The following is a 15,212-nucleotide window of genomic DNA, read 5'->3' on the forward strand; positions in this document are numbered from 1 at the left end:
CCGACTGCACGCCATTGTCATCTAAAAGAGTGGTGGAGTTCGTTTTCCCGTCATTGCTTAGTCAACTGTTCCTTGTAGATTAGCCAATCATGGGACGGCTGTTTATGGCGATCGGGGATTCCTTTACCGAAGGCGTGGGGGACTGGGAACCGAGGCTGCCCAACGGGGTACGCGGATGGGCCGATCGCGTGGCCAAGCAGCTATCCAAAGCGGATCCCGAGTGGCAGTACGTGAACCTGGGAATCCGCAGCCGACGGCTCCAGTCGATTATCGACGAGCAGATCCCCATAGCCCTGGAACTCAGGCCGGAGGTGATCACCTTTTATGCCGGCGGCAACGACATCCTGGAATTCCGCAAGGACATGAAGGAATTCCTTGCCCGATACTCGCAAGCTGTCGAAGCCCTGGTTTCCACGGGTGCCAAGGTCCTGCTGTTCACCGGGTTCGATATCCCCGTGCACCCGGTGCTCGCCCCGTTCAAGCGGCGCAACTGGCGCTTCAATGACCACGTGCGCCGGCTCGCTGAACGCTATCCGGACTCAGTAGTGCTCGTTGACTACTGGAATTGGGAGGCGTACCGGGATAAGCGCATGTGGGATATCGACAAGCTGCACATGAATCGTGCCGGCCATCGCTACATGGCCATCAGGATCCTGGAGATCCTCGGGTATCCACACCAGCTGGTTTTCGATCCCTTTGGCGCCGCGGACCGGGTCGGATTCTGGCAGGCCACGCAGCGCGACGTGGAGTGGCTGAGGCAGTGGGTGCTGCCGATGTTCGGGCGGCGCATGCGCGGCATTACCCTGGGGGACCAGCTGCGTCCCCGCTGGCCGGAGCCGATGCATCCGGCCAAGGGGATGAAGAAGCAGTTCCGCAAGCGCCGCAAAGCAGAAGAGCTGCGGCACCTGCGGAATTCCGAGGTCGGCTAGCTGCCTAGCTGCCTGGGTTTTCCATTGCTTCTGGACTCATCCACGCGATTTCCCAGACGTGGCCATCCGGGTCCTGGACGGCTGCCTGGTACATGCCCGGGAATGGCTCATCTGCCGGGCGGTAGATGCTGCCGCCACCGGCCTCGGCCCGTGCGACGAAGTCGTCGACGCCTTCGCGGGTTTCTGCCGACAGGGCATTGAGGGTTTCGCGCAGGCCGCTTCCGAGCGCCGGCTTATCGCCGTTGACCAGGAAGCTTGCGAAGAACTCCTGGCGCAGCACCATCACGAGAATATTCTCGGCGATGATCCATGAGGTGGCATTTTCATCGGAGAACGTCGTGTTCTTGGTGAAGCCCATGGCCTCGTAGAACTTGTCGGCTCTGGCTAGATCAGCGGTCGGTAGGTTGACGAAAATCATCTGGCCCATGGGTTTCTCGCTTCTGCGTCGGGGGAATTCCTCAGTGCAAAAACAACTTTGCTGGACGCATGAACCGAGCGCAAGAGCTATGCGGGATTAACCTTGAAATGAAACAAGGCCCCGCTAGAGCACGCAGTTAAGCGCGGCCGTGCGGGGCCTTGAACCAAACCCTTGAATTCTTGAGGGCTTCGGGCATTCAAGCGGGGACTAGATCAGTGCCTTGGTGATTTCCAGCGGGATGCGATCGCGGGTGTAGGTGATGTGGTCGTAGCCGTGCGGTGCCGGCTTGCCGTCTTCGCCGATGTTCACGAAGACGATCTTCTCGATGGTCAGGATCGATTCCTGGGTGAAGATGTTGCGCACCTCTGCGCGCAGGGTGACCGAAGTCCGGCCGAAGTCGATAGCGGTCAGGCCCATCTCGATCAGGTCGCCTTCCTTTGCGGAGGCGATGAAGTTGATCTCGGACATGAACTTGGTGACAACGTGCTTGTTGCCCAGCTGGATGATCGAGTAGATCGCAGCTTCTTCGTCGATCCAGCGCAGCAGGCTGCCGCCGAACAGCGTGCCGTTTGCGTTCAAGTCTTCTGGGCGAACCCACTTGCGCGTATGAAAAGTAATACCCTTAGCCATACACAAAATGCTAAGTCAGATCGGGTGCATTGCGCTGTAAGGTGCTCCACAATGTAGGGGAAAACACATGCGATTCATGCATTGAATACCAAGTGGACGCGTGATTGGGGCGGGTGCCGGGAGAACTGGCCCAATGCTTCCTGTCTGCTCACGGCTGTTCCAAGGTGCTAAGCGGCAATGCTGTTGATAAGGTCAAATCAAGCAGCATGAATCAACGGACCCAGGACTAAAAGGCAGGTGAAGATGACCTATCCTTCGGAAGGGAATAACGAAACTATTCCCACCGATTTCGACGACGTCGTTCAGCAAGTTTCTACCGGTGAGCTGGAACATGATCGCATCGATTCCCTGCTCAAGGAAGCCCATGAGCGATACGCGGATGCAGACGACGGGCTCCTTGCCCACTACATTCCGATCCTGGGCCAAGCGGACCCCAATCTCTTTGGCATCGCCATGTCCCACGTCGGCGGCTCTGTCCACATGGTTGGCGATTGCGATCATCTGTTCTCGATCCAGTCGATCTCCAAGATGTTCGTCTACGCGCTAGTGGTGCAAGAGCACGGGCGCGAGGTCGTTCGCGAACGCATCGGCGTGAACAATACGGGCATGTCTTTCAACTCTGTGATGGCCGTGGAATTGAACAACGGCTTGCCGATGAACCCCATGGTCAATGCCGGCGCCATCGCCACGACAGCAATGATGCCCGGCAAGACCGCTGCCAAGAAGTGGGAGAACGTCCGGGAAGGGCTATCCGCCTTTGCCGGCCGGGCGCTGAGCCTGGATGACGAGGTCTACCACTCAGAATCGCTGGCCAACGAGCGCAACAAGGCCTTGGGGCATTTGCTCAAGAGCTATGGGCGGCTGGAGAACGAACCTGCGGATGCCGTTGATGTGTACACCAAGCAGTGCTCGCTGAATATCAGCGCGCATGATCTTGCCGTCATGGGCGCGACGCTGGCCGATGGCGGAGTGAACCCGGTGACCGGAAAGCGCGTCGTCGATGCAGACGTTTGCCGCGATACCCTGGCGACCGTGGCCTCCAACGGCTTGTACGAGCGTTCTGGCGAGTGGCTATTCGAGATCGGGATCCCGGCGAAGTCCGGGGTTTCTGGCGGTATTGTCGCGGTAGCTCCGGGCAAGGGTGCCATCGGCGCGTTCTCGCCGCCCTTGGATATGGCCGGGAACTCGGTGCGCGCGCAGCTGGCCATCGGGCAGCTTTCGCGTGCCATGGGCCTGAATCTGTTTGCGTCGGCGCCAGATCGGGAAAGCTGATCCCGGGCGTTTCGCGCATTATCCAAAAGGCGGATTGATTCGCTAACTAGCTAAACTTTTATGGACAGGTGGATGGCCTTTGCCGTCCATCTTTCGCCATCTGGCGCCGGATCGTTTCGAGAGTTGAAATCCTCGCGCAAAGGAACTGGTCAGCTGCTGGTTAGCAAGAATTTTCGATGGCATGAGAATACGTTTTCACGGCGGTTGTCTTGTTTCCTTTAGCGGTGCAAGCCGGCGGCATTGTCATGTGACGTCCGGGGGTTGTAAAACCTACTAAACAAGCTTTACTTAAAGTGTGTGTCACTGGGGGCACCTAAACTTTGAGGATGCGTAATTCATGAAGAAAGTAACCAAGGCAACCATTGCTGCTGTTGCAGCCGGAGCGCTGTTGCTCGGCGGCGCTGGAACGATCGCGCGCTGGCAGGCGCAGCAGACTATTGACGCGGGCACCGTGGAAACCGGCCACCTGAACTTGACGACCAACGGGGAGGGCAACTGGCAGGACATCAGCAATCCGGAAGCGCCCGAGCCGTTCGACCCGGCAACCCAGCAGCTCGTTCCCGGCGACGTCGTTGCGTTCAGCCAGACCGCCACCATCGATGCCGAAGGCAAGAACATTGCTGGATCCCTGAGCGTCGACCAGGCGGCTACGGCGCTGGGAGCGTTGGAAGGATACGTGACCGTCGCTCTGCAGGTCGACGCATCGGCGCCGGGGATTACGGAGGAAGCTGACGGCACACTGAGCTTTGCCGATCCGGGCACCTATTCAGTTCCATTCCTGATCACCGTCACCTTTGCCGAAGGAGCGGTAGGGGACACCCCGCCGTCGACCTACGACCAGCCGCTGGATCTTGAAGCGCTGACGCTGACCTTGGACCAAGTCCGCGCTTAGTCATGGATCGTGGATTGGCTGGTGCATGCCCAAACCCTTGAAGTTCGCCATAGTCGCGGTTGTGCTCTTGATGCTGGGTATCAGCGCGCAAGGCACGGCCGCAACTTGGCGCGCCGAAAGCACGGTGGATCCGCCAGCCTTGAAAACCGGTTCGCTGGCATTGCTGGCCGGTGGCGAAACCGAGCACCAGTTCGCGAAGCTGTCCGGCAGCGAGCTGATCCCCGGGGCGTTTACGCAAGCATCACTGGTGATCAGCAATGCTGGCACTGTGGACTTGACCTATCAGCTGGATGGGGCGGTCAATGCGACCGCTTCGCCGACTGCCGCTGATCGTGCCCTGTCCAGCGTTTTGCAACTGAGCATCTATTCCGGCATGGACCAAGCGGCCTGCGAAGCCGACCAGCCGTTGGCCGGGGAACGGCTGTATGCCGGGCCGCTGGGATCCACCGCCTCCTTCGCAGCTGCCAGGGTGCTGCGCGCCGCGCCGGCGATGGCGAATGAGGCCTTGTGCATTCGTGTTTCGGTTCCCTCCGGGGCACCTCAAACGGCTTCCGGCGGGAAAGTAGCGCTCAAGCTGGGGTTCGCGGGGCAGCAACGATGACAATTGGGAATCGCGTCCGGCGCAGGGAACAGCAGGAACGCACAGGGATCCGGTGGTGGTGCGGTCAGGTGCTTTCCTGGCTCGTGCTGTTCATCGTCCTTGCCCTGATTGCCGTCATGATCGTGGTTCCGAAATTGGGCGGGGCGACGGCGTATACCGTGCTCACCGGATCCATGCGGCCGCATTTGCCGCCCGGTACTTTGGTGGTGGTGAAGCCGATTGACCCACAGCACCTTCGCATTGGCGAGGTTGCCACCTACCAGCTGGAATCAGGTGAGCCTGAAGTCGTTACGCACCGTGTTTCCGCTATCGGCGCGAGCCTGGGCGGGGAAGAACAATTCATTTTCCGCGGGGATGCAAACAATGCCGATGACGAGCCGGTGCAACCCGAACAGATCCGGGGCAAGCTCTGGTATTCCGTCCCGCTCCTGGGATACGTGAACAGCGCTCTGTCACTCCAGCAGAGAACGTGGCTGACCTGGATCGCAACGAGCGGATTGATCGTGTATTCGCTGGTGATGTTCGGCGGGGCATGGCGTGAACGGCAGGGGAAAGGGCATCGATGAAGCTCCGTTTTCTTGCAGCCCGCGCGGCCATGACGGCCGTGATTCCCTGCGCGGCACTCGGCCTGGCACTGCCCGCATCAGCCGCGGAAACTGACCAGGGCCTAAGCTACAGCTTGGACGGCCGGGTCTATTCCGATGCCCCACCGCAGGTATTTGGAGGAGCCCCGGTCTTGGCGCCGGGCGTTGAATCCACAGGATCCTTGTGGATTCGCAATGACCGGGAGTCGGATATCGAAGTCCGCATCCGGACGATCGAGCCCGCTGCGTCAACCAGGATCTATTTCGAAACAGCCGGAGCCACGGTAGTCCGGTTGGAACCGGACAAAGCCGCGGAATTCGGACTGAGGGTCGGACTGCCCTGGTCGGCGAAAAATGAGTCGGAGGACCAGCAGGTGCCTTCGTTGCAGGTGCGCATCGACGCCGTCGAATTAGCAGGCGGAGATGGGCAAGCTCCGGATTCTTCGCGGCCGCCTGACGAAGGGTATTCGCCCGACAGTGATGCGCCGAGGGAAGAGCTGCCCCAATCGGATCCTCCCGAGCGGCATGATGGGCTCGGAGATACCGGGTTCCGCGGTGCGGCGCTGCTTGCGGCGGCAGGCATCGCGGGTATCGGGGGATTATCGTTGCTTGCTGCGCAACGAAGGAAACAAAAGGAACTTGAAACGGACGGAGTGGAAGAATGAGCGACCGTTCAATGCGCATCAAGGCAATTCTGTCCTTGGGCGTCCTCGTAGGATTCGGCACCGTCTCGACGCTGGCCTCATGGACCGGACAAGCGACAGCTACCTCGAACGTCAGCACGGCCACCGTTGCCCTGGGAGTTGGAGCTACTGCGACCAGCGCAACCTCGGCCAGCTACCAGATGCCCATCAGCGGCAATAACCTGTTTCCGGGCTCGACATCGGCATCCGTCGTGACAGTGAAGAACACCGGTTCCATCTCGGCGCCCTATGTTTTCGGCGGAAGAATCACCGAATCGGGCAACGCTGCGCTGGGGGCGGCACTCAATATCGTTGTAAAAACAGGCGCCACGGTCAGCGGCACCGGCTCCAGCGTTACTTGCTCGGGCGGAACCACGCTGCTGTCGAAGAACGCTGGATCCCAGTTCGGCAGTGCCTCGGCCGCCAGGCCCTTGGCCGCCGGCAGCAGCGAAACCCTGTGCGTGCAGTACTCGCTGCCAGTAACCGCGGCCAATACCCTGCAGGGCGCCACGACGGCAATCACCCTGGACTTCACCTCGACGGTGGGTTCATGAGATGAAGTTGAATCGAACTGGACCCCGCACAGGATCTTCGCTGACGCTGTTCCAGCGCCTCGTGCTGAACGCCTGCGCCGCGGCCGGGACCCTGTGCCTGGTCATGGCGGTGCTGGCGTTGGCTTTCGGGATCAAGCCCCTGGTTTTCGCCTCGGGATCAATGGGACCGGGCATCCCCACCGGTTCCCTGGGGCTGGCTGTTCCGACCGCGGTAGAGGACGTCGCCGTGGGCGACGTGGTTTCGGTGGTGATCAGTGACGAAGTGCGGGTGACGCACCGGGTTGTCGAAAAGACGGACGCGGGGCTGGTCCTCAAGGGTGATGCCAATCCCGTCGCGGACCTGCAACCGTATGCGGTGGACAGCGTCGACAAACTGCTGGCCAGTGTACCGGTCCTGGGCTACGTCGTATCGTGGCTGTCCCAGCCATGGGCCTATTTTCTCGGCGGACTGCTGTGCGCCTACCTGCTCTATGTCGCGTTCATCAAGAGGGATGGTGGAAGCGGCCGACTTTCATCCGGGCAGGGCATGAATGAGGCCGAAATGGACCCAGGCCCTTTTGCTGGTCGCGAGCATCAAGCCACTGAATTTCGGGTATCCGGAGCTAGTCGGGAATCCATGTCGCAACGATCTCGGCGACGGACCCTGATTCAGATGGCTGGCATGTTTTCAATGCTCACGTTGTGCCTTTTGCCGATTCAAATCGAACAAACCCAGGCAGCTTTCTCCAGCCAAGCGGCGGCTTCCGCCACGGCTACTGCGCTCACGGCTCTGCCCCCAGCCAACGCTAAATGCACAGGCAATGTCGGGGACCAGCAAACCATCCGATTCGATTGGTCAGTTTCCGGACCAGAACCAACGTCCTATACCATCACCGGACAACTCAATGGCAGCTCGACGGTAAAGACAGAGTCGCTTGCTGGCAACACGCGAAGCTACACGACATCCCTGTCTTCGAGCCAGGGTCTACTGGGTGCCCTGCTGGATTTGCTCGTAGGCTTCGACAGAAAATTCACGGTGGCGATCAGGGCGAATTACGGATCATGGAGTTCAGCCCCGGTGAGCTTTACTCAAATTCATGGCAGCGCTGGACTTCTGGGCAGCAACAAGCGTTTAACCTGCCAACCGCACTAGCCTGGCAGCGAATATAGACCATTGATAATCAGATCAAGGCCCACCGCAAAGGTCTTTGACGCCCGGTCCTCGTCGCCCAGGGCAGTGGCCAGTGTCTCGCTGAAAGCGCGTGTCGACTCTCCGTCGATTTCCCATACATTCTCAGGTGCCGCCGCATCCAAGGCGGATCCGAGCACAAAGGAGTCGACGATCGTGATGGCCTGCAGCCGCCGCTTCGGTTCGAACCCGGCCATAGCGAAGGCCTCGGCCAGTGCATCGTAGACGCGCAGCGTGGTGCTGTCGCGGACTGTGTGGCTGGTGAGCAGCGGGATCAGCCGTGGGTGCCTTGAATACGACTCCCAGTAGGACGTGGCAATTTGCTGTACGATCTCCTGCCAGTCGCTGGAAACGCTATCTGGCAGGCTGATCGCCGACATGGCCCGGCCTCTCATTAGCTCGATGATCTCATCCTTGCCGGACACGTGGTTGTACAGGGACGAAGCGGAGACCGAGAGGGCCTTGGCCAATTGCGGAAGCGTGAACTCGCCATGGGCGTCGACGAGCTTGAGTGCGGCATCGGCGATCGCGGCGGTGCTGAGCTTCGGCTTGGAAGGCCTGGCCATGAATTCTCCCGTTGTTGAAGGTTCTGGGTAGAGCTTACACAAATAAACGAAAGTCATTCGTTAAATCTCTTGCGCCGAGGCCGTCGCTGGACCTAATCTGTAAACGAATACCATTCGTTTAATATCTGAAGGGGAGCCCAATGCAAGAGATCCTGGCCCTTGAACCACCCGTTTCCCCAGCGCGTGCCGAAGCCAAGTCGCGCGGCGAGATCACCATTGCGCTGGTGCAGCACCGCTGGCGTGAAGACCCGCGGGAACTGCGCGGGGAACTGGAGGACGGCATTGCCCGCGCGGCCAAGCATAGCGCGCGCATCGTCTTCCTCCCGGAATTGACCCTGGGCAAATATCCGGCCTTCGAGATCCCGGACGCCGACGCCGCGGACGAGACCGCCGAGGATCTGGAGAACGGGCCGACCGTGGCCTTCGCCCGCGAGATGGCCGCGAAGTACAACCTGCACGTGCACATCTCGCTGTTCCGCAAGGCTCCGGCCGCCGACGGGTTGGGACTGAACACCGCAGTGGTTCTTTCCCCGCAGGGCCGGATCGTCGCGCTGACCAACAAGCTGCATATTCCGCGGACCGCAGGCTACTACGAGGACAAATACTTCCGCGAAGGGCCCAATGACGAGCCCTATCCGGTGCACCGCATCGCGGCGCTCGGGGACCTGGCCATGGGCCTGCCCACCTGCTGGGATGAATGGTTCAGCGAGCCGCCGCGCATCTATTCGCTGGCCGGAGCGGACCTGCTGGCCTATCCCACCGCAATCGGTTCCGAGCCGGACCACCCGGACTTCGACACCGAGCCGCTGTGGCGCCAGACCATCATCGGCAACGGCATTGCCAACGGGCTGTTCATGGTTGTCCCCAACCGGTGGGGCGACGAGGGAGCACTGGACTTCTACGGTTCGTCATTCATCTCGGACCCCTACGGCCGCATCCTGGCCCGCGCCCCGCGCGATGCCTCAGCGGTGCTCGTGGCCACCTTGGACCTGGACGCCCGGCGTGACTGGCTGGAGCTCTTCCCCTTCCTGCGCACCCGCCGTCCCGATACCTACGCGGCGCTGGCGGCGCCGCGCGAAGACGCCCAGCTGGGAGAACGGACGCAGACCCATGCCTGAGTTGCGCATGCCGGCAGAAACCGAAGCCCATGAGCGCATCTTCATGGCATTTCCCTCCGGCGGCTACACGCTGGGAGAAACCGAAGCGCAGGCCGAAGCGGCCCGCGCCGCCTGGAGCGCCGTGGCCCGGGCGGTCAGCGCTTTCACCCCGGTCACGATGGTGGTGGACCCGGCCAGCGAAGCCGCAGCCCGGCGCCATCTGGGTGATGCGGTCAGCTACTGCCTGCACCCGCTGGACGATGCCTGGATGCGTGATTCCGGCCCGAGCTTCGTGCGCACCGCACAGGGCCAGCTCAAGGCGGTGAACTGGAATTTCAACGGCTGGGGCGCGCAGAGCTGGGCGTCCTGGGACAAGGACCGACTGGTGGCGGGCCATGTCGCGCGCCTTGCTGGCGCAGAGGAGATTCGGGCGTCGATCACCAACGAGGGCGGCGGGATCCACGTGGACGGCGAGGGCACGGTACTGGCCACGCGCAGCGTCCAGCTGGATCCGGGCCGCAACCCGGGCAAGACCGAGAAGGACATAGAGGACGAGTTCGCCCGGCTGCTCGGAACCCGGAAGACCATTTGGCTCGATCGCGGGCTGAGCCGCGACAACGAGGAATTCGGCACGCGCGGCCACGTGGACATCGTCGCCTGCTTCGCCCGGCCCGGCGTGGTGCTCTACCACGACCAGCAGGATCCGCGGCACCCGGACTACGCGATTTCGCAGGCGGTGCGCGAACGGCTGGAGCAATCAACCGACGCGCAGGGACGGGCGCTGGAGCTCATTGCCGTTCCGGCGCCGACGGTGCTGCGCGATGCCGAGGACTGGGTGGACTATTCCTATATCAACCACCTGGTGACCAACGGCGGGGTCATCGCCTGCAGCTTCGATGATCCCAACGACCACCAGGCCGCGAGCATCCTGGAGGCGGCCTATCCCGGACGGGAAGTGGCCAGCGTGGATGCGCGCGAGCTGTTCGCCCGCGGCGGCGGCATCCACTGCATCACCCAGCAGCTGCCCGCCACCGAACGGGAATAGGCCCCTAGCCCAGGCCGACCGCGCGGCGGCGTTCCAGGAAGACCGGTTTCGCCGCCGTGCGAGTCGCGGAAAACAGGGGGTCGGCCGCACGCCGGCCCAGGGCCAGGTCGGCCAGGTATTCGCCGATGGCGGGCACGAATTTGAAGCCGTGGCCGCTGAATCCCGCGCCGACGGTGACCGGCCCCAGCGAATCGAGGATGAAGTGCTCGTCGGCGGTGTTGGCGTAGGTGCAGGACACCGTTTCGTAGCGCGAAGGATCCGCTCCCGGAAGCCAGCGTGCCGCGTAGTCCTGCAGTCCGCGCAGCTGCTCGTCGCTGGCCTGGTGCGGCCGGTGCTCCGGATCGATGATCCGTCCGGAACCATGCCAGCCCACCTTGATGCCTTCCCCCGGGGTGCGCATGCCGTAGATGGGCCCGAAGACGCGTGATCCGATATCCCGTGCCGGATCCAGGGTGTGGTTGAACCCCGGCCAGTGCGCCGGCAGGTCCTTCTGCGCGAAATGCACCGGGTGCTCTTCGGTGACGTGGATGGCAGGAAGCTTGAGCGCATCGCCCAGCAGCAGCGCGGTCCAAGCCCCCGCGGTGACGATGGCATGGCGGGCCCGGATAGCCGAAACGGTGCCCTGGTGCTGGACTTGCACCTCGACACGGTCATCGGCAAGCACCTGCAGAGCGGTCACCCGGTGCCCGTATTCCACGGCAGCTCCGTGCGCTACGGCCAGCTTCTGCAGCGAAGCTACCGCAAGATCGGCATTGATCTGGCCGCCGGCGGGGATATGCAGGACTTCGGTCTCGAACTTCATTCCCGCGAAACGCTCTTCTGCCGCAGCGATGCTCAGCAGCTCGCTGCCGAATCCTGCGTGGGCGAGGCTCTGCTGCATTGCCCGTTGTTCGGCAACGATTCCGTGATTGACCAATCCGGTGCGTTCCAGCAGCAGAGTGCCGGCTTGCTCGGAAAGCGAATCCCACAAAGCGTCGGAACGCTGCAGCAGGCGAAGATACTCCAGTTCGGTGTAAGCAGGATTGAAGTTGCGGGTTGCTCCGTGCGAGGCGCCCTCCATATGCCCCGGGGCAAAGCGTTCCAGCAGCAGGACCTCGTGCCCGGCAGAGGCCAGGGACCACGCGGCCGCCGAGCCCATCGCGCCGCCGCCGATAATCAGGAAATCTACGTCATTGCTCACCTCTACAGCGTAAAACTCCAACTGAAGCGGGCTCCATTCAATTGACTCATTGGCCGTGGACTAACGTAATAGAGGATGGGAATCGGGAAAGCGGAGGCAGCGTGCAACTAGTGGCGGTAATCGGCTTGGCAGCTGCGGTTTTCGTGGGAGCCTCCACGCAACGGATCTCTGGAATGGGGTTCGCGCTGGTCTCCTCGCCCTTCCTGGTCATGGTCTTGGGACCCCATGAGGGGGTCATGCTGGTCAACCTGCTCGGCGCCTGCAGCAGTTTGCTGATCTTTGCGCAGGTCTTCCGTCAGGTCGAGTACCGGAAGGTCGCCTTCATGCTCATACCGGCCATGCTCATGACCGTTCCGGGGGCTTGGCTGGCGAACTCGCTGGAGGGTCCATGGCTTTCCATCGGCATTTCGTTCATGGTGATCCTGGCACTGGTTTCGAGTTTCATGATTCGAAATCTAGCGCTGGCCCAAAGCAAGGGATTGGCCGTCGGTGCCGGGGCAGTTTCCGGTTTCATGTCGGTGACGGCCGGTGTCTCCGGCCCGGCCATCGCGGGATACGCTGTGGCCAGCCGCTGGCCGCAGGCGCAATTCGCCATCTCCGTGCAGCTCTACTTCCTGGTGCTGTCGCTGACGTCCCTGGCCGCCAAGGGCGGCATGCCTCAACTGGATTGGCAGCAGTGGGGTGCCTGTCTTGGTGCGATGGTGCTGGGCATCTTGCTGGGCAATTACCTGGCTCCGAGGATCCCGCAAAAATTCAGTCGCGCATTCGTGATACTGATTGCCTTCGGCGGTGCCTTGAGCCTCATGGCAAGCGGCTTGGTCGACTTGGCCTCCCACTAGCGCAGTGCGCTGCTGCGCGGTGTGCGGCGGCGCCGCGAGCGGTACACGTTCTTCAATGAAAATGAGAGAATGTACTCCGTGCATTCCCAATATCCCGATGTAACTCTCAGCAAACGAGTCAGCGAACTAGACATTGAGCGCCGTGCCCTGTGGGCTGGCCTGTTCTGTTCCCTATTCGGGTTGGTTGTGGGGCTCATTGTCTTTGCCGGCGAGCGTCCGCCGCTCTTTGGCGATCTGTCCGTGGGCATCGTCTCCGCCGCTTGCGGTGCTGTCTCGGCCGGAACCAGCAGCGCCTATGCTTTCCGTTCGATGCTGCGGGCACGTGAACCGTGGCTGAAGAAGATCCCCAAATGGCGCCAGATCATCACGGCCCTGGGCCTCGTATTGGTGCACGTAGCCAGTTCTGTCATGATCCTGCTGGTTGTGTTCCATTTGTTCCAACAGGCCTTCTACGGGCTGCATCTGGATGTGCTGGCAGGCGCGTTGGCGGTCAGCGTCGCCACGGGCATCTCCGCCTACCTGTCCTTGGAAGCAACCGCGCGGATCAACGCGGAATCACTTTCCGTGGTGCTGGGCATCTTCATGGGCGCTGGCGTGCTGATCAGCATGCTGCTGGCTGAAGACCAAGGCTGGTGGCAGAGCATGTTCTCTTCGCTGGGAACAACGCAGGCCGGCATGGGCTCCTTCTGGACCTTCAACCTCACCCTGGTGATTTCCGGTTTGGTGCTGGCGGCCTTCACCGAGTTCCTGACCCGCGACCTGGTCCGCCTGGCGCAGTCCTACCGTTGCCGCCCGGCGCTGGAAAGATACAGGATTGCACGAATGGTGCGTCCGCGGCCGTGGCTCGTGCGCTGGTGCCTGCTGATTGTCTCGGTCGGCATTATCGGCATTGGCTTGGTTCCCTTCGACGTGGCCATGGAAGTGCATTCGGCCTTCGTGCAGATGGTCTCGGCAGCCATGATCTTCTTGCTGCTGGGCACCGTCGTGCTGCTGCCTGGCTACCCTGCGGTGTTCCATATGCTGTCCTACGCGGCCATTGGCGCGATCTGGGCGGCCTTCCAGCTGTGGAGCGAATGGTCCTACTACAACCTGACCGGTTTCGAGCTCTCGGTCGTGGCCATCATGTTCAGCTGGATCTCGGTGTTCATCCGCACGACTTCGGCGATGACCCAGGACCGTTCAGAACCCCGAACCACCCACTCGCCTTCCGAAGTAGCCAAGGCGAAGAAGTCCGCGGCCAAGGGCGGCTGAACTTGAATATCCGTCGGAAGGCTGAAGCATTTCGCCTCTGCGGGCCGGTAGCCTGAAAATATGTTGATTGCGGAAAAGCTCTACTTGCTAATGGCCGATGACTCCGAAAAGCCGGAGACAGTTGTATCAGCTACGGGATACGGCATGAATGCTGCCATCATCACCGACTTGATGATCGCTGGGCGTGTGGCGTTGAGCGAGGATCAGCATCGGCAGATCCACCTCATCGGTGCCGGCCCCTGCCCGGATCCAGTTCTCGCCGCGCCTTTGGAAAAGCTGGAAAAGAGAGGCAATCTGAGCCTCGACGAAGCGGTGAAGATCAATTCCTTGTGCGATGCCCGCTCGCTGACCGATTCCTTGGCCAAGGCCGGGATTATCGAATACGGCGAACGCACACTGCTGGGCTTGGGCAAGCAACGGGTCCGCCTCATCAACCAGCAGATCCAGCGCCAGATCCGGACCGATTTACAAGGCGCCCTGCACGGACAGAAGATCCCGGGAACCAGCGATACCACCGTGCTCGCGATCTTGCAGGCGATAGGCCTGGTGAACCATGTGCTGGAAGACGAGCTGGCACCCATGTCGGGAAGCCAAGCGCAGTCCCGGATTGCGGAACTCGCACAGGATTCACCGGCAGCCGATTCAGCGCAACGGGCAGTGGCAGCGATGAACGCCGCCATCGTTACCCAGCGCGTCATTCCGCCCGCGCCCGGAAAGAAATAGCTGGACGGCGCCCGCAAGGAAAGACTACTGCGCGATGATTCAGCGCAGGGTGCTCAATCCCGCATCCATGACCACCTGGATAGTGGAGCGGTAATGGCTATTGAGCAGCTCGCCGAGCAGGGCTGCATTACGATCCAAGGCGGCATCCAGGATTTCCTGGTGCTCCTTCTCAACGTTGCGCTTGCCTGCGGCCTTCGACGGGGCAGCCCAGCGGCGGTACAGCTCGGTGAAGTTCGAAAGGTCGGCAGAGAGCTTGAGCATCGGCTGGCAATCGCACGGTACCAGCAATGCATGGTGGAATTCGCGGTGCGCCTCGGACCATGCGGGGTTGACGGTGCCAGGTTCCTCCGGCAAACGCCGCGGGGTGCGCGAAAGCTTGTGGTGGGCTGCGATCAAGTTCGATTCCCACGCGACATCTCCGCGCTCCACCGCCAAGCGGGCGGCCAGTGCCTCGGTGGAACACCGCAGTTCGGTGATATCCGCCAGTTCGCGCAGGTTCAGATCCGGCACGAAGAAGCCGCGGTTTGGGCGGATGACCACCAGGTTTTCCCCCGCTAGCCGTGTCAGCGATTCGCGGATCACGGTGGTGCTGGTCTCGAACTGTTCTGCCAAAGTGGTCGGCTGAAGGCGGTCGCCGGGGGACCAGAAGCCATCAAGGATGGTTCGGCGGATACCCTCCAGGGAATGAACTGATGCCTTTGCCAAGCTGACCTCTTCATGCGTGATCGATTGAATCTGATGTTAATAACAATAATCATATTCTTCGCAGGGGATAGATAA

The 15,212-nt window shown here is 61.5% G+C and carries 18 protein-coding genes; 13 read left to right on the plus strand and 5 right to left on the minus strand.

From position 1 onward, the window contains the following. Positions 1-89: 89 nt before the first annotated feature. Complete coding sequence (locus AC1Z36_RS05090) at positions 90-929, plus strand: SGNH/GDSL hydrolase family protein (RefSeq protein ID WP_105656138.1); 840 nt, start codon at positions 90-92, stop codon at positions 927-929. Positions 930-933: 4 nt separating this feature from the next. On the opposite strand, the gene AC1Z36_RS05095 is transcribed toward AC1Z36_RS05090, so the two are convergent. Together AC1Z36_RS05095 and AC1Z36_RS05100 are read right to left on the minus strand one after the other, a co-directional pair. Continuing rightward, positions 934-1,356: a VOC family protein gene (locus tag AC1Z36_RS05095; protein WP_105656139.1), complete on the minus strand. Its 423-nt coding sequence runs from the start codon at positions 1,354-1,356 to the stop codon at positions 934-936. A gap of 198 nt (positions 1,357-1,554) precedes the next feature. Continuing rightward, positions 1,555-1,977, minus strand: coding sequence for an acyl-CoA thioesterase (locus AC1Z36_RS05100; protein ID WP_105656140.1), 423 nt, complete (start codon positions 1,975-1,977; stop codon positions 1,555-1,557). A 243-nt stretch (positions 1,978-2,220) separates the two neighbouring features. On the opposite strand from AC1Z36_RS05100, the gene glsA reads away from it, so the two are divergent. The 7 genes from glsA to AC1Z36_RS05135 all read left to right on the plus strand — a co-directional run bounded on the left by glsA (position 2,221) and on the right by AC1Z36_RS05135 (position 7,695). Beyond that, positions 2,221-3,249 carry a glutaminase A gene (glsA, locus tag AC1Z36_RS05105; protein ID WP_105656141.1) on the plus strand — a complete coding sequence of 343 codons (1,029 nt, stop codon included), beginning with the start codon at positions 2,221-2,223 and terminating at the stop codon, positions 3,247-3,249. A gap of 337 nt (positions 3,250-3,586) precedes the next feature. Further along, complete coding sequence (locus AC1Z36_RS05110) at positions 3,587-4,141, plus strand: alternate-type signal peptide domain-containing protein (RefSeq protein ID WP_105656142.1); 555 nt, start codon at positions 3,587-3,589, stop codon at positions 4,139-4,141. Positions 4,142-4,166: 25 nt separating this feature from the next. Beyond that, positions 4,167-4,742 (plus strand): hypothetical protein, encoded by a 576-nt coding sequence (locus AC1Z36_RS05115; RefSeq protein ID WP_146112207.1) that lies wholly within the window; start codon positions 4,167-4,169, stop codon positions 4,740-4,742. Then, positions 4,739-5,308 (plus strand): signal peptidase I, encoded by a 570-nt coding sequence (locus AC1Z36_RS05120; RefSeq protein WP_105656144.1) that lies wholly within the window; start codon positions 4,739-4,741, stop codon positions 5,306-5,308. The genes AC1Z36_RS05115 and AC1Z36_RS05120 overlap by 4 nt, the downstream gene beginning before the upstream one ends. Then, on the plus strand, positions 5,305-5,991 hold the full coding sequence (locus AC1Z36_RS05125) for a hypothetical protein (protein ID WP_105656145.1): 687 nt from the start codon (positions 5,305-5,307) through the stop codon (positions 5,989-5,991). The genes AC1Z36_RS05120 and AC1Z36_RS05125 overlap by 4 nt, the downstream gene beginning before the upstream one ends. Then, positions 5,988-6,563, plus strand: a complete 576-nt coding sequence (locus AC1Z36_RS05130; protein ID WP_105656146.1) for a hypothetical protein — start codon at positions 5,988-5,990, stop codon at positions 6,561-6,563. Before AC1Z36_RS05125 ends, AC1Z36_RS05130 begins: the two co-directional genes overlap by 4 nt. Positions 6,564-6,624: 61 nt before the next feature. Continuing rightward, a complete protein-coding gene (locus tag AC1Z36_RS05135; protein WP_483561784.1) occupies positions 6,625-7,695 on the plus strand; it encodes a signal peptidase I in 1,071 nt (356 codons plus the stop codon). On the opposite strand, the gene AC1Z36_RS05140 is transcribed toward AC1Z36_RS05135, so the two are convergent. Next, the gene (locus AC1Z36_RS05140; RefSeq protein WP_105656148.1) at positions 7,692-8,297 is read right to left on the minus strand and encodes a TetR/AcrR family transcriptional regulator; all 606 of its coding nucleotides are present in this window, start codon (positions 8,295-8,297) and stop codon (positions 7,692-7,694) included. The genes AC1Z36_RS05135 and AC1Z36_RS05140 overlap by 4 nt on opposite strands. A gap of 140 nt (positions 8,298-8,437) precedes the next feature. On the opposite strand from AC1Z36_RS05140, the gene AC1Z36_RS05145 reads away from it, so the two are divergent. Next, positions 8,438-9,415, plus strand: a complete 978-nt coding sequence (locus tag AC1Z36_RS05145; protein WP_105656149.1) for a nitrilase-related carbon-nitrogen hydrolase — start codon at positions 8,438-8,440, stop codon at positions 9,413-9,415. Then, positions 9,408-10,439: an agmatine deiminase family protein gene (locus tag AC1Z36_RS05150; protein ID WP_219844106.1), complete on the plus strand. Its 1,032-nt coding sequence runs from the start codon at positions 9,408-9,410 to the stop codon at positions 10,437-10,439. The genes AC1Z36_RS05145 and AC1Z36_RS05150 overlap by 8 nt, the downstream gene beginning before the upstream one ends. A 4-nt stretch (positions 10,440-10,443) precedes the next feature. Here the strand turns inward: AC1Z36_RS05150 and AC1Z36_RS05155 are convergent, their stop codons facing one another. Next, positions 10,444-11,619: an FAD-dependent oxidoreductase gene (locus AC1Z36_RS05155; RefSeq protein WP_105656150.1), complete on the minus strand. Its 1,176-nt coding sequence runs from the start codon at positions 11,617-11,619 to the stop codon at positions 10,444-10,446. Positions 11,620-11,720: 101 nt separating this feature from the next. Between AC1Z36_RS05155 and AC1Z36_RS05160 the strand changes: the two genes are divergently transcribed. The 3 genes from AC1Z36_RS05160 to AC1Z36_RS05170 all read left to right on the plus strand — a co-directional run bounded on the left by AC1Z36_RS05160 (position 11,721) and on the right by AC1Z36_RS05170 (position 14,432). Then, positions 11,721-12,458 carry a sulfite exporter TauE/SafE family protein gene (locus tag AC1Z36_RS05160; protein ID WP_146112945.1) on the plus strand — a complete coding sequence of 246 codons (738 nt, stop codon included), beginning with the start codon at positions 11,721-11,723 and terminating at the stop codon, positions 12,456-12,458. A gap of 78 nt (positions 12,459-12,536) precedes the next feature. Then, entirely contained in the window at positions 12,537-13,709 is a 1,173-nt protein-coding gene (locus AC1Z36_RS05165; protein ID WP_146112210.1) for a hypothetical protein, read from the plus strand. A 60-nt stretch (positions 13,710-13,769) separates the two neighbouring features. After that, entirely contained in the window at positions 13,770-14,432 is a 663-nt protein-coding gene (locus tag AC1Z36_RS05170) for a GOLPH3/VPS74 family protein (protein ID WP_105656153.1), read from the plus strand. 39 nt (positions 14,433-14,471) lie between these two features. Here AC1Z36_RS05170 and AC1Z36_RS05175 read toward each other — a convergent pair whose 3' ends face one another. Further along, entirely contained in the window at positions 14,472-15,137 is a 666-nt protein-coding gene (locus AC1Z36_RS05175; RefSeq protein WP_105656154.1) for a GntR family transcriptional regulator, read from the minus strand. Between the last annotated feature and the right edge of the window lie 75 nt (positions 15,138-15,212).

It is taken from the genome of Glutamicibacter sp. BS14, assembly GCF_056934375.1.

What these genes read in the sequence shown, in the direction of transcription:
- glsA (WP_105656141.1), top strand. Translation starts at nt 2,221, where the DNA reads ATGACCTATCCTTCGGAAGGGAATAACGAAACTATTCCCACCGATTTC.
- AC1Z36_RS05110 (WP_105656142.1), top strand. Translation starts at nt 3,587, where the DNA reads ATGAAGAAAGTAACCAAGGCAACCATTGCTGCTGTTGCAGCCGGAGCG.
- AC1Z36_RS05115 (WP_146112207.1), top strand. Translation starts at nt 4,167, where the DNA reads ATGCCCAAACCCTTGAAGTTCGCCATAGTCGCGGTTGTGCTCTTGATG.
- AC1Z36_RS05140 (WP_105656148.1), bottom strand. Translation starts at nt 8,297, where the DNA reads ATGGCCAGGCCTTCCAAGCCGAAGCTCAGCACCGCCGCGATCGCCGAT.
- AC1Z36_RS05130 (WP_105656146.1), top strand. Translation starts at nt 5,988, where the DNA reads ATGAGCGACCGTTCAATGCGCATCAAGGCAATTCTGTCCTTGGGCGTC.
- AC1Z36_RS05125 (WP_105656145.1), top strand. Translation starts at nt 5,305, where the DNA reads ATGAAGCTCCGTTTTCTTGCAGCCCGCGCGGCCATGACGGCCGTGATT.
- AC1Z36_RS05145 (WP_105656149.1), top strand. Translation starts at nt 8,438, where the DNA reads ATGCAAGAGATCCTGGCCCTTGAACCACCCGTTTCCCCAGCGCGTGCC.
- AC1Z36_RS05170 (WP_105656153.1), top strand. Translation starts at nt 13,770, where the DNA reads ATGTTGATTGCGGAAAAGCTCTACTTGCTAATGGCCGATGACTCCGAA.
- AC1Z36_RS05120 (WP_105656144.1), top strand. Translation starts at nt 4,739, where the DNA reads ATGACAATTGGGAATCGCGTCCGGCGCAGGGAACAGCAGGAACGCACA.
- AC1Z36_RS05100 (WP_105656140.1), bottom strand. Translation starts at nt 1,977, where the DNA reads ATGGCTAAGGGTATTACTTTTCATACGCGCAAGTGGGTTCGCCCAGAA.
- AC1Z36_RS05150 (WP_219844106.1), top strand. Translation starts at nt 9,408, where the DNA reads ATGCCTGAGTTGCGCATGCCGGCAGAAACCGAAGCCCATGAGCGCATC.
- AC1Z36_RS05090 (WP_105656138.1), top strand. Translation starts at nt 90, where the DNA reads ATGGGACGGCTGTTTATGGCGATCGGGGATTCCTTTACCGAAGGCGTG.
- AC1Z36_RS05095 (WP_105656139.1), bottom strand. Translation starts at nt 1,356, where the DNA reads ATGGGCCAGATGATTTTCGTCAACCTACCGACCGCTGATCTAGCCAGA.